We start from the raw sequence: 12,192 nt of genomic DNA, 5'->3' as shown, positions 1-12,192 counted from the left end.
GTGACAAGACAAGAGTTCCGAAGAATTGCCAAAAAAAGCGTCTGTCACTCAATAGACTGGAACAGTCTCGTGACACAACTGTTTGGCCAGCAGCCCCAACGTCATCAGCGCCCGCTCCGCTTCCTTGTTCCAAGGCATGCCGCAATTGAGGCGTATGCAGTGATTGAACTGTTCAGTGTTACTGAAGATCAGGCCGGGCGCGATGCTGATGCCCTGCTCCAGCGCCCGCACATGCAGCTCCTGAGTATTGACCCTGCCCGGCAGGCTGACCCACAGAATAAAGCCACCAGCCGGACGACTCATCTGCGTCCCTTCCGGAAAAAACTGCTGTACGGCGAGCTGGTAGGCGCTCAGGTTCTTCCGATACTCGAGACGAATGAAACGCAGGTGCCGGTCATAACCACCGTTCTCGAGGTAGGCGGCAATGCCCATCTGTGTGACGCTGCACGCCGAATGGGTACTGAAGGTCTGCAGGCGTTGAATTTCTGCCTGATACTTGCCAGCAATCATCCAGCCGACGCGCACGCCTGGCGACAGTGTCTTGGAAAAGCTGGAGCAGTAGACCACCCTGCCCAGCCGATCAAACGCCTTGAGCGCCTTGGTTCGACCGACCTCGAACATTAGCTCGCCATACACATCGTCCTCGACCACCTGTATATCGAAGTCCGAGGCCAGACGCAGGAGGTTTTTCTGCCGCTCTTCGGGCATGGTGCCGCCCAAGGGGTTACTCAGGCGCGAGGTCAGCACCAGCGCCTTGATCGACCACTGATTGGCCGCCAGCTGCAAGGCCTCAAGGCTGATGCCGGTAGCCGGATCGCTGGGAATTTCGATGACTTTGAGACCCAGCAGATCGGCGAGCTGCAACAAACCGTAATACGCAGGCGATTCGGCGGCGATCAGGTCGCCGGGCCGGGTAAGTACCCGCAAAGCCATTTGCAATGCATCGACACAGCCATGAGTAATGACCACCTCGGAAGGATCAACCACCACGCCCGCGTCGCGCATGCGGATAGCCACTTGCCTGCGCAATGGCTCGAACCCTGGGCTGAACATGTAACTGAACGCGCGCGGGCTGTGAAACCGCGTGACCTTGGCCAACTGCTGGTGCAACGCACGAACCGGTAAATAGTCAACATGCGGCACCGCCGCTCCCAGCGCGAAAACGCCCTCGCGGCGCGACTCTTCAAGGACCTGCTGAATGATACTGCTGCGGGTGACCAGCCCCGGCCGCTCGACACGCGCGATGTCAGGCGTCGAGGCGGTCAGCGCCGGAGTCCGGTGAACGTAGTAACCGGACTGCGGACGCGCACGTATCAAGCCTTGATCTTCAAGGTTCGCATACGCCTGCAAAACCGTCGCATGGCTGACATTGAGCTGCGAACTCATCTTGCGAACCGAAGGCACGCGCTCGCCAGGCTGGTACACGCCGCGGCGGATGTCTTCAGCCAATTGCTGAGCGATACGCTGATAGAGCAAAAGATTGGTCATACGCAGCCTCGAAAAGACCGGTGATTTATTATTTTAAAGATACAGATTGGTAAAAACCGGCACTGCCCCGAAGTGTACGGGAACAGTTTGCGATTCGGCCAGTGATCGCTTTGGCTGCGTGAAAATAAACGCGGTCGACAGCGCCTGACTCAAGAAATTTAAGGCTTAAAAAACCCGAGGCTGTTTCCAGCCTCGGGTCTTTTGTTGAACGTCGTGTCAGCGAGCAGCGCCCAACTGGCCCTTCTCGTCCGAGAACACAATTTCGACGCGTCGGTTCTGCGCACGCCCGCGTTCGGAAGTGTTGGCGTCTACCGGGAATTGCTGGCCGTAGCCTTCAACCTGAATACGCTTTTCATCCACTCCCAGGTCTATCAGCACGTCTGCGACAGCTTGGGCACGGTCTTTCGAGAGCTTCAGATTCTCCTGACGATCACCCGTGCTGTCGGTGTAACCCTCGATTCTGACCACGCGGCGCGGATTGATCTGTAGGAACTGCACGACTTTGAGAATGGTGCGGCTGGCCGAGTTCTTCAGCTCGGCATGGCCTGCGTCAAACAGCACATCGCCCAAGGTCATGACCAGCCCGCGATCAGTCTGGGTAGTGGCCAGACTGAGGATCTGGTCTTCCAGCCAGCGCCCTTGCTGCTGGGCGCTGGCCAGCTTGGCTTCACGCAAAGCCAATTGCATGCGCTGACGCTCCATGTCCATTTTTACCAGACGCTCCTGACTCAGCATCAGGTTGCTGTGCTCACGAGCGATTTCGCTGTAGCGACTGCTTAGATAAGCGTAATGGCTCACATCGGCACCGCTGCCCAGATAACTGGTCAGCCGCTCGGCGCGGGCCAGGGATTCACCGGCACGAATCACATCCTTGGGAGCGCTGCGCAGCACGTCGGTGTCTTCCTTGACCTTCTGAAAATCGGCGCTGGCTTGCTGCAAAGCCTGACCACTGTCCTGATGACCGGCACACCCGTAAAGCCCGGCCGAGCCCAGCAGCAGACCCACACTCAAGACACGCGAAAAACGGTTCATTGCGCCTCTCCCAGCTGCTTGCGCAAGCGGTTGAGGCGAGTATTCAACTGAGTGACCTGCTCCTGGCTTTTGAGGGTCAGCACACGCGCTTCGGCCAGCCTTGCATCGAGCTCGGCCTGCTCGGCTTTCATTCGCGCGTCCTTGTAGGCGTGGCTCGTCATCGAAGCTCGGGCCTCGGCAAACCGTGCCAGAGCAACTGCCATCTCTGGCTGGTCGTCGCTCGCGCCAACCGCCTTGGCCTGCTCCAGCGCCTGCTCGGTCAACTTGAATTGCTCGGAGGGCACAGGATCACTGGCACATCCGGCCAGCGTGGCGATTGCCATGAAGGCAACTGAAAAACGAATACTCACAAAAACATTCCTACTTGTTTGGGGCGCTGGCATTGGCAGGTTGCAATAACTGGGCTTTCCACAGCTCCAGATTGTGCTTGATCACTTCGCCCGCAAGGCCGGAGGCCGAAGATTCTGTCATCTTTTTCGCCAGCTGTCCGCGCAACCATGGATCATTGCAGGCCGAGTTGAACGACAACGCCAGGTAAAAACCGGGCGTATCAACCGGCTCAGGCTGAGCGATAAGGTCTGCAGACAGGCCCAGCGTCTGCACCATGACCATCCCTGCGTAGCGCCCGGCGAGCACATAATCGGTATCGCCCAACGCCAGCTTCTGAAAAGCCGCCGTCAGACCTGGCAAGCGCTCCAGCGTCAGATGCTGCCTGGCCATATCCTCAAACAACGGCGTCAACCGAGTCTTTTCCGACATGGCGCCAGGATGACCTTGCAGCTCGCCGACGGCATTGAATGGCAGGACATGATCACGACGTGTCCAGACCATGATGTCGTTCTGCACAACCGGCGGATGAATATAGTCGAGGAATTCGAGCTGAGCGGTATTCAAGGGAGTGTCGGCCAGCATGTCCATACGCCCGGTCCGCACCTCCTCCAGCGCCTGGCTGCGCTTGCCGCCGTAGAGAAACTCGAGCTTGACGCCCAGCTCGCTCGCCGCCTGAGTCAACAGATCAGCATTGGCGCCCATCAGATGCCGCGGCTCGTCAGGATCACGCCACAGGTAAGGAGGCGCATCGGGGCTGCCAGTCACGATCAGACGCTCGCATTTGCCTGCTGCCGATGCGAGTGTCGGCAGCATGACCAGCCCGAGAACAAGCGAAGACAGCCGCCGGAAATACGCCATGAACAGTCCTTATGAAAATCAATAAAAAACCCGCTCAGGCCGGGCCGGTGTACCGCAATCACGCTGGCGGTACATCGATTCCGAACGGAACGGGTTTCTTTATAGTGGATGCGTCTGGCTTAAACCAGCTTCTCCAGCTCGGGAATGGCTTCGAACAAGTCCGCTACCAGACCGTAATCTGCCACCTGGAAGATCGGCGCCTCTTCGTCCTTGTTGATCGCGACGATCACCTTCGAATCCTTCATGCCGGCCAGATGCTGGATCGCGCCGGAAATACCGACCGCAATGTAGAGCTGCGGGGCAACGATCTTGCCGGTCTGACCGACCTGCATGTCGTTGGGTACGAAACCGGCGTCGACCGCGGCACGGGAAGCACCAACTGCCGCACCGAGCTTGTCGGCAAGGGTATACAGATGCTTGAAGTTATCGCCGTTCTGCATGCCGCGACCGCCGGAAACGACGATTTTGGCTGCGGTCAGCTCAGGGCGATCGGACGTGGCCAGCTCTTCGCCAACAAAACTCGATTTGCCAGCATCGTGAGCAGCCGACACTGCTTCGACGGTGGCCGAACCACCCTCGGCAGCAACCGGATCGAAACCGGTGGCACGTACCGTGATGACCTTGACCGAAGCGGTGGATTGCACAGTGGCAATCGCGTTACCGGCGTAGATAGGACGAGTGAACGTATCAGCCGAAACCACCGAAACGATTTCGGAAATCTGGTCCACGTCCAGCTGCGCAGCGACACGAGGCAGGATGTTCTTGCCGTTCGAGGTTGCAGCGGCAAGAACGTGACTGTGGCCTGCAGCCAGCTCGACCACCAGTGGCGCTACGTTTTCCGGCAACTGATGCGCATAAACGGCGTTGTCAGCCACCAGCACTTTCGCCACACCAGCAATTTTGGCCGCGGCTTCGGCAACGGCGCTAACGCCTGACCCAGCCACCAGCAGGTGGATTTCTCCACCGATCTTCTGGGCAGCAGCCACCGTATTGAGCGTAGCCGGGGCTACGGTCGCGTTGTCATGTTCAGCGATAACCAGGATCGTCATTTAGATTACCTTCGCTTCGTTTTTCAGTTTCTCGACCAGTTCAGCCACCGATTTGACCTTGATGCCTGCGCTGCGTGCAGCCGGCGCTTCGACCTTGAGGGTCTTGTTGGTCGAAGCCGTTGAAACGCCCAGCGCGTCAGGCGTCAGCACTTCGAGCGGTTTCTTCTTGGCCTTCATGATATTGGGCAGAGAGGCGTAACGTGGCTCGTTCAGACGCAGGTCTGTGGTCACGATGGCTGGCAGGCTCAGGGAGACGGTCTGCAGACCGCCGTCGATTTCGCGGGTTACCGCAACCTTGTCGCCGGTCACTTCGACTTTCGAAGCAAATGTGCCTTGCGGATAGCCGCTCAAGGCAGCCAGCATCTGACCAGTCTGATTGTTATCACTGTCGATAGCCTGCTTGCCGAGGATGACCAATTGCGGCTGCTCCTTGTCGACAACGGCCTTGAGCAGCTTGGCAACGGCCAGCGAGGTCAGTTCCTCGGCGGACTCGACCAGTACGGCGCGGTCTGCACCCAGCGCCAGAGCAGTGCGCAGTTGTTCCTGAGCAGTGGTCGGGCCGATGGTAACGACCACGATTTCTGTCACGACGCCCTTCTCCTTCAGGCGCACCGCTTCTTCAACAGCGATTTCGCAGAAAGGATTCATCGACATTTTGACGTTGGCCAGATCGACGCCGGAGTTGTCCGCCTTGACGCGAACCTTGACGTTGTAATCGACCACTCGTTTGACAGCTACAAGAACCTTCATGGATTCCTCACTCTCCGGTGAAAAGAAGTCGCCCGGCAACACCAGGCGATCGATATATGTGTCCTCAACAAGCAATCGTACGGGTGCAGGTCAGTGGCGCAACGCTGAAACGCGCCATAAAAGCCAGGGGCAGCCGTCAAGCAGCGGCGGTATGTGTAAAATGCGCCGTGCGACGTGGAGCGGTACCTGCACCGCGCCTGCCTGATGCTTTTTTGAAGATTCGTCTGAACCTGTTTTTAGCCTACGGCAAACGCAAAACCGCCCGTATCTTGACCGCAACGCCTTTTCCGGTCAATACGCCAAATCGGCCAGTCATGGGTCTGCTGTCTTTGATTTATCAGGGCTGCGGCCAATTCAAACAAACGTTTGTATTGGACCCGCACAGTGGTGTAGATATAATGCGTGCCATTAAAAGACGGGCGGTGTCCAACACCCCATACGTCAGCGCGCAACGACTCATAAAGCAGCGCCCCATAAAAACACCGTGAGCCTTGAGAGTAGGAGATAGCCTGTGGAACGCGAATACATGGAATTCGACGTCGTTATCGTCGGAGCCGGCCCTTCCGGGCTTTCTGCCGCTTGCCGCCTTAAACAGAAGGCCGCTGAAGCCGGGAAGGAAATCAGCGTCTGCGTGGTGGAAAAAGGCTCTGAAGTGGGGGCTCACATTCTGTCCGGTGCAGTGTTCGAGCCGCGCGCGCTCAACGAACTGTTCCCTGACTGGAAGGAATTGGGGGCGCCGCTCAATACGCCGGTCAAGCGCGACGACATCTATGTACTGAACGACGCTGAAAAAGCCCGGAAAATTCCTGACTTTTTCGTTCCCAAGACCATGCACAACCATGGCAACTACATCATTTCTCTCGGCAACCTGTGCCGCTGGCTCGCCCAACAGGCCGAGAACCTGGGTGTGGAGATCTACCCGGGCTTCGCCGCCCAAGAGGCGCTGTTCGACGAAAACGGCGTGGTACGCGGTATCGTCACCGGCGATCTGGGCGTCGACCGCGAAGGCAATCCCAAAGAAGGCCTGTACACCCCCGGCATGGAACTGCGCGCCAAGTACACGCTGTTCGCCGAAGGCTGCCGTGGTCACATCGGCAAGCAACTGCTCAAGCGTTTCGACCTGGATAACGAAGCCGATGTGCAGCATTACGCCATCGGCCTCAAGGAAATCTGGGAAGTCGACCCTGCGAAACACGAACAGGGTCTGGTGGTACACACCGCAGGCTGGCCACTGGACGACGCCAACCCGGGCGGCTCTTTCCTGTACCACCTGGAGAACAGTCAGGTGGTGGTCGGCCTGATCGTAGATTTGTCCTACAGCAACCCTTACCTGTCGCCGTTCGACGAATTCCAGCGCTACAAGCATCACCCGGTCGTCAAACAGTACCTCGAAGGCGGCAAGCGCATCAGCTATGGCGCACGTGCGATTGCCAAGGGTGGCTTGAACTCGCTGCCGAAGATGGTCTTCCCTGGCGGCGCCTTGATCGGCTGCGATCTGGGCACACTGAACTTCGCCAAGATCAAAGGCAGCCACACGGCAATGAAATCCGGCATGCTCGCTGCCGACTCAGTGGCAGACGCCCTGTTCGCCGGCAATGAAGGCGGCGATGTGCTGACCTCCTACGTCGATGCCTTCAAGGCCAGCTGGCTGCATGCAGAGCTGTTCGCCAGCCGCAACTTCGGCGTGGCGATTCACAAATACGGCGCCATCAAGGGTGGCGCATTCAACTTCATCGATCAGAACATCTTCGGTGGCAAGCTGCCGTTCACCCTGCACGACACAAAGCCAGACTACGCCTGCCTCAAGCTGGCGGCAGACTCGAAGAAAATCAATTACCCGAAGCCCGACGGCAAACTCAGTTTCGACAAGCTGAGTTCGGTATTCCTCTCCAGCACCAACCATGAAGAGGAACAACCCTGCCACCTCAAGCTGACCGACCCGAGCATCCCGATCAGCAGGAACCTGCCACTGTACGACGAGCCCGCGCAGCGCTATTGCCCGGCAGGCGTTTACGAAGTCATCACCAAAGAGGATGGCGAGAAACGCTTTCAGATCAACGCGCAGAACTGCGTGCACTGCAAGACGTGTGACATCAAGGACCCGTCGCAGAACATCACCTGGGTCGCCCCGGAAGGCGCTGGCGGGCCGACTTACCCGAACATGTAGTCAGCAGCAAACCGATAACGGAAAAGCCCCTTTTGGGGCTTTTTTCGTTTCAGGCGGGTACACGCAGGTGGCTGCTCTCCTCACCCGGGCTGCGTTCGAAGTAGCGTTTGTATTCACGACTGAACTGCGAAGCGCTCTGATAACCGACCTTGAGTGCAGCCTGTGCCACATTCAGGCCTTCGGCGACCAGCAATTGCTGAGCCTTGAGCAGGCGCAGGCGCTTGAGGTATTGCACCGGCGACAACAGCGTGCTGCGCTTGAAGTGCTCGTGAAAGGTCGAGGTGCTCATGTTTGCGCAGCGTGCCAGGGTATCGACGTTCAGCGCATGATCATAATGCTCATGCAGGTAATTGACCGCCGAGGCAATTCGCGCGAACTGGCCCTGCTGCTCGACCAGCGCGCGCAATACACCTGACTGCGGTCCTAGCAGCGCGCTGTAAAGCACATCACGAATCCGTGATTGCCCCATCGCCTGGCACTCGAGCGGGTCGTGCAGACAGCGCAACAGACGCTCGACGCTGTCGCGCATTGCAGTATCGATCACAACCGAGGTCATGGATTCGGGGGTCTGTAACTGGCTGTCCTGCTCGCTCGCAGGGCCCATTGCCTGCACCAGCTCACCGAGCAGCACCCGGTCGATGGCGACCGAAACGCCGTAGAGCGGTTTGTCAGGCGTGGCGAAGGTTTCACACTTGAACGGCACCGAAAGCGCCTGGATCAGGTAATGCCCGGTACCGTACTCAAAGGTGCGCGGCCCCAGGCAGGCAACCTTGCTGCCTTGCACCACAATCATCAGGCTGGGCTCGTAGATCTGCGGACTGCTGGCCACGTAACCGAAGGCTGACAGGACACGAACCTCAGGCAGAAAGGTTGCAACAAAGCCAGGGCGTACAGCCAGAGGCTTGATCAGGGAGACGAGCGTGGCATTGCCAGCAGAGGGAAACGCAAGCGACATGGGGAGCAGGCCGACAGAGTAATAGACAGCCGTATCATCGCAGGTTTAAGCCTCGTAGCCGACACGCAATTTTTAGCCCGGAGAAATAGGCATGAAACACGGAGGATTCACCATAGCCGTGACGGGCGCGCATCTGGACAATGGCTCGCCTCTATTTCGTTACACCTTGCGAGGTCATACATGTACACAGCTATCGGTTACGCCGCTCAGTCAGCTACCGCCCCCCTCGCCCCGATGACCTTCGAACGTCGCGCTCCGCGCGCTGACGACGTTGCCATCGAAATCCTTTACTGCGGCGTCTGCCACTCCGACATCCATCAGGCGCGCAACGAGTGGGGCATTGCCGTTTACCCACTGATGCCCGGTCATGAGATCGTCGGTCGCGTCACTGCTACAGGCGCCAACGCCACCCAGTATAAGGTTGGCGATCTGGTCGGTGTCGGCTGCATGGTCGACTCGTGCCGCGAATGCTCGGCCTGCAAATCGGATCTCGAGCAGTACTGCCTGGAAGGCCCGACCATGACTTACGCCACGCCAGACCGCGTGGACGGCAGCAACACCATGGGCGGTTACTCGAACAGCATCGTGGTCGCCGAGCACTTCGTCGTTCGCGTTCCAGAGAAGCTCGACCCGGCCGCTGCTGCGCCGATTCTTTGCGCAGGCATCACCACCTATTCGCCACTCAAGCACTACGGCGTCAAGGCTGGCGACAAGGTCGGCATTCTGGGCATGGGTGGCCTGGGCCACATGGGCATCAAGTTTGCCAAGGCGATGGGCGCTGAAGTCACTCTGTTTACCCGTTCCGAAGCCAAGGCTCAGGAAGCACGCCGCCAGGGTGCCGATCATGTGATCGTGTCTACTGACGCCGAACAGATGAAAGCCGCTGCCGGGCATTTCGACTTCCTGCTTGACACCATTCCGGTGCAGCACGATCTGAACCCCTACCTGGAAACGCTGCGCTTTGATGGCGTGCATATCCTGGTCGGCCTGATCGAGCCGGTCGAGCCGCCAGTCCACGCTGCCAATCTGGTGATGAGCCGCCGCGTACTGGCCGGTTCGCTGATCGGTGGTATCGCCGAAACCCAGGAAGTACTGGATTTCTGTGCCGAGAACGACATCACTTGCGACATCGAAATGCTCGATATCCGTAACATCAACGAAGCCTACGAGCGCATGCTGGCCGGTGACGTGAAATACCGTTTCGTAATCGACATGGCCACACTAAAGGCCTGATCCGTCGCCGATCAGCCGCCGAGATCGGCCGAGAGTTCCGCTGCAATCTTCTTGATCAGCGGGACCAGCTCGGCCATCTTCTCAAGCGGCATGTAAGGCACGGTACTGGCAACACTGATGCCGGCAACGATCTGTTTGCTGGCATCACGTACCGGAGCGGCGACACACCGGATCGACGGTTCGTTGTCCTCCAGATCAAACGCATAACCTCCTTGAACGTATTCTTCCCTTCGCGCTTGCAATTGCGCCCAGGTTTGCTGCTCATGCGCAGGCCACAGCGGGTTCCTGCCTGACGCCGGCATGCTGACCTCGTACAGCCGCTGCCATTCCGATTGCGCACTGTCCAGCAACAATGCCTTGCCTATACCGGTTCGCACCAGTGGCATGCGGTGCCCGACCCTCGAGCGCATTTCCGGGCCGTTGCGGCCAGGATTCTTGTGCAGGTAAAGCACGTCGTCCCCTTCCCGCACAGCCAGATGCACGGTATCGCCCGTCAGTTCCGAGAGTTGATCGAGGTATGGGCGTGCAAGCATCGCCAATGGCACTTCCTCACGAGCCTGAAAACCCAGTTCGATCAGCTTAGGCCCAAGGAGGTAACCCACCTGCGGCACCACGCGCAGGTAGCGCTCATCGACCAGGCAACTGGCCAGCCTATGGGTAGTGCTGCGCGTAGTGCCGATCAACCGGGCTATTTCCTTCAGGTCGCGTGCGCCCCCGGCCACCGCCTGAACCACGCCCAGCCCGCGTAAAAGGGTCTGGGTGCCGGTCGGGGTCGGCTCTTTGCTCGTGAGAGGTTCAGTGGGGAGTAAGTCGTTGTGCATGAAAGGCCTTGCTCGGACAGAAAGGATTCGGATCGAAAGCTGGCGGCATTATCGTCGCCAGCGTCCGCAGACGTCGACATCAGAGCTCGATACGTTCGACTTTTCCTACCAGCAGGATGTAGGACAGCGCTCCCAACAACGCCAGCATCGAGATATAGGTGATCGCTGGCGCGAACGAATCGCCCGACGCCAGAAAACCGATCACGATCGGCGTGGCGATGGCCGACAGGTTGCCGATGAAATTGAAGGTACCGCCGGTCAGGCCCAACAGGCGCGCCGGAGCCAGGGTCGAGACCAGCGACCAGGTGATCGAGGCCAGTCCGTTACCAAAGAACGCCAACGCCAGGAAGGCAATGACCAGCGGCGTCGAGTCAACGAAGTTGGCACCTATGATCGACGTGGAAATCAGCAGGCCGGCGATGATCGGCAGCTTGCGGGCGAAGCCTACCGTATGGCCGCGGCGGATCAGCCAGTCGGAGAAGAAGCCTGAACACAACACACCGACAAACGCCGCCAGGAACGGCAATGACGCCAACAGGCCGGATTTGATAAAGTCCATGCCCCGGTATTTCACCAGGTAGGTCGGGAACCAGGTAAGGAAGAACCATAAGGTGGAATTCAGACAGAACTGCCCGAGATAGATACCCCACAGCTTGCGCTTGCTCAGTACGATGCCCAGGTCCATCCAGCTGAAACCCTGCTTCTGTTTTTCGACGTCGCGCTGGATATCTACCAGACCGCCACCGTCTTTGATCAGGTCGATCTCCTGCTGATTGACCCCTTTGAAGTCACGCGGCTCGCGATACACCATGTACCAGATCAACGCCCACAACACGCCGACCCCGCCCGTAACGACAAACACCATGTGCCAGCCGTAATGCGCCTGCAGCCAGGCCAGTATCGGCGTCAGGAACGCCAGGCCGACGAACTGGCCCGAGGTGTAGACGCCAATGGCCGTGGCGCGCTCGCGCTCTGGGAACCAGGTGGTCACCACCCGGCTATTGATTGGATAGGCTGGCGCCTCCAGCGCGCCGACGGCCATGCGCAGCACAAACAGCGCGATGAAGCTGGCGGCGAAACCGAGCATGATGGTGGCAATGGACCACAGGAGCAGCGCAGCGGTGTAAAGGATGCGCGGCGGCACGCGGTCAACCAGCCAGCCGCCGGGCAGTTGCATGGCGGCATAGGTCCAGCCGAAGGCGGAAAAGATCAACCCGACATGCACCGTATCAAGACCCAGTTCGGCGGTCAGCGCTGGCGCCGCGATGGACAGATTGCTGCGATCGAGATAGTTGATCACCACGGTGATGAACAGCAGCACCATGATAAAGAAACGCTTGCGGGACGGCGTTACCAGCGATGCTGCACCTTCCATAGTTCGAGTGCGCATGGAATGTAGCCTCTTGTTGGATTTATTATTTGGCGAACTCTCGTTCCCACGCTGCGCGCTCAGCGTTATACATAAGTCCTGAGAAGCCCATAGATTGGCTTCTGGCCGAAGGCCGTGGG

At 58.7% G+C, this 12,192-nt stretch carries 12 protein-coding genes; 3 read left to right on the top strand and 9 right to left on the bottom strand.

All coding sequences use genetic code 11. From position 1 onward, the window contains the following. Positions 1 to 48: 48 nt before the first annotated feature. From ALO43_RS26860 to ALO43_RS26835, 6 genes are all read right to left on the bottom strand, one after another. Complete coding sequence (locus tag ALO43_RS26860) at positions 49 to 1,488, bottom strand: aminotransferase-like domain-containing protein (RefSeq protein ID WP_054998417.1); 1,440 nt, start codon at positions 1,486 to 1,488, stop codon at positions 49 to 51. 216 nt (positions 1,489 to 1,704) lie between these two features. Then, a complete protein-coding gene (locus tag ALO43_RS26855; RefSeq protein ID WP_005896954.1) occupies positions 1,705 to 2,520 on the bottom strand; it encodes an OmpA family protein in 816 nt (271 codons plus the stop codon). Next, complete coding sequence (locus ALO43_RS26850) at positions 2,517 to 2,870, bottom strand: DUF4398 domain-containing protein (RefSeq protein ID WP_024691090.1); 354 nt, start codon at positions 2,868 to 2,870, stop codon at positions 2,517 to 2,519. The genes ALO43_RS26855 and ALO43_RS26850 overlap by 4 nt, the downstream gene beginning before the upstream one ends. Positions 2,871 to 2,880: 10 nt before the next feature. Then, the gene (locus ALO43_RS26845) at positions 2,881 to 3,708 is read right to left on the bottom strand and encodes a substrate-binding periplasmic protein (RefSeq protein WP_053931295.1); all 828 of its coding nucleotides are present in this window, start codon (positions 3,706 to 3,708) and stop codon (positions 2,881 to 2,883) included. Between the two features lie 119 nt (positions 3,709 to 3,827). Beyond that, positions 3,828 to 4,757 (bottom strand): electron transfer flavoprotein subunit alpha/FixB family protein, encoded by a 930-nt coding sequence (locus ALO43_RS26840; protein ID WP_005896948.1) that lies wholly within the window; start codon positions 4,755 to 4,757, stop codon positions 3,828 to 3,830. After that, positions 4,758 to 5,507, bottom strand: a complete 750-nt coding sequence (locus ALO43_RS26835; protein WP_005896946.1) for an electron transfer flavoprotein subunit beta/FixA family protein — start codon at positions 5,505 to 5,507, stop codon at positions 4,758 to 4,760. A 56-nt stretch (positions 5,508 to 5,563) separates the two neighbouring features. On the opposite strand from ALO43_RS26835, the gene ALO43_RS26830 reads away from it, so the two are divergent. After that, the gene (locus ALO43_RS26830) at positions 5,564 to 5,995 is read left to right on the top strand and encodes a hypothetical protein (RefSeq protein ID WP_053931296.1); all 432 of its coding nucleotides are present in this window, start codon (positions 5,564 to 5,566) and stop codon (positions 5,993 to 5,995) included. A 23-nt stretch (positions 5,996 to 6,018) separates the two neighbouring features. Then, positions 6,019 to 7,674 carry an electron transfer flavoprotein-ubiquinone oxidoreductase gene (locus ALO43_RS26825; protein WP_053480102.1) on the top strand — a complete coding sequence of 552 codons (1,656 nt, stop codon included), beginning with the start codon at positions 6,019 to 6,021 and terminating at the stop codon, positions 7,672 to 7,674. A 49-nt stretch (positions 7,675 to 7,723) separates the two neighbouring features. On the opposite strand, the gene ALO43_RS26820 is transcribed toward ALO43_RS26825, so the two are convergent. Next, entirely contained in the window at positions 7,724 to 8,629 is a 906-nt protein-coding gene (locus ALO43_RS26820; RefSeq protein ID WP_053480101.1) for an AraC family transcriptional regulator, read from the bottom strand. Between the two features lie 180 nt (positions 8,630 to 8,809). Between ALO43_RS26820 and ALO43_RS26815 the strand changes: the two genes are divergently transcribed. After that, entirely contained in the window at positions 8,810 to 9,862 is a 1,053-nt protein-coding gene (locus ALO43_RS26815) for an NAD(P)-dependent alcohol dehydrogenase (protein ID WP_053480100.1), read from the top strand. A gap of 11 nt (positions 9,863 to 9,873) precedes the next feature. Here ALO43_RS26815 and ALO43_RS26810 read toward each other — a convergent pair whose 3' ends face one another. Together ALO43_RS26810 and ALO43_RS26805 are read right to left on the bottom strand one after the other, a co-directional pair. Continuing rightward, positions 9,874 to 10,683: an IclR family transcriptional regulator gene (locus ALO43_RS26810; RefSeq protein WP_024691085.1), complete on the bottom strand. Its 810-nt coding sequence runs from the start codon at positions 10,681 to 10,683 to the stop codon at positions 9,874 to 9,876. 79 nt (positions 10,684 to 10,762) lie between these two features. Then, a complete protein-coding gene (locus ALO43_RS26805) occupies positions 10,763 to 12,073 on the bottom strand; it encodes an MFS transporter (protein ID WP_024669565.1) in 1,311 nt (436 codons plus the stop codon). Between the last annotated feature and the right edge of the window lie 119 nt (positions 12,074 to 12,192).

Origin of the sequence: Pseudomonas tremae, from assembly GCF_001401155.1 — a bacterium.
In the GTDB taxonomy this organism is placed as follows: domain Bacteria; phylum Pseudomonadota; class Gammaproteobacteria; order Pseudomonadales; family Pseudomonadaceae; genus Aquipseudomonas; species Aquipseudomonas tremae.
The sequence above is the reverse complement of the archived record's forward strand: the minus strand, read 5'-3'. Positions and strand labels throughout refer to the sequence as shown.

Bases quoted from the DNA above. Each gene is read 5' to 3' on its own strand.
- ALO43_RS26845 (WP_053931295.1), bottom strand. From the start codon at position 3,708: ATGGCGTATTTCCGGCGGCTGTCTTCGCTTGTTCTCGGGCTGGTCATG.
- ALO43_RS26860 (WP_054998417.1), bottom strand. From the start codon at position 1,488: ATGACCAATCTTTTGCTCTATCAGCGTATCGCTCAGCAATTGGCTGAA.
- ALO43_RS26835 (WP_005896946.1), bottom strand. From the start codon at position 5,507: ATGAAGGTTCTTGTAGCTGTCAAACGAGTGGTCGATTACAACGTCAAG.
- ALO43_RS26855 (WP_005896954.1), bottom strand. From the start codon at position 2,520: ATGAACCGTTTTTCGCGTGTCTTGAGTGTGGGTCTGCTGCTGGGCTCG.
- ALO43_RS26810 (WP_024691085.1), bottom strand. From the start codon at position 10,683: ATGCACAACGACTTACTCCCCACTGAACCTCTCACGAGCAAAGAGCCG.
- ALO43_RS26820 (WP_053480101.1), bottom strand. From the start codon at position 8,629: ATGTCGCTTGCGTTTCCCTCTGCTGGCAATGCCACGCTCGTCTCCCTG.
- ALO43_RS26815 (WP_053480100.1), top strand. From the start codon at position 8,810: ATGTACACAGCTATCGGTTACGCCGCTCAGTCAGCTACCGCCCCCCTC.
- ALO43_RS26840 (WP_005896948.1), bottom strand. From the start codon at position 4,757: ATGACGATCCTGGTTATCGCTGAACATGACAACGCGACCGTAGCCCCG.
- ALO43_RS26805 (WP_024669565.1), bottom strand. From the start codon at position 12,073: ATGCGCACTCGAACTATGGAAGGTGCAGCATCGCTGGTAACGCCGTCC.
- ALO43_RS26830 (WP_053931296.1), top strand. From the start codon at position 5,564: ATGTGTCCTCAACAAGCAATCGTACGGGTGCAGGTCAGTGGCGCAACG.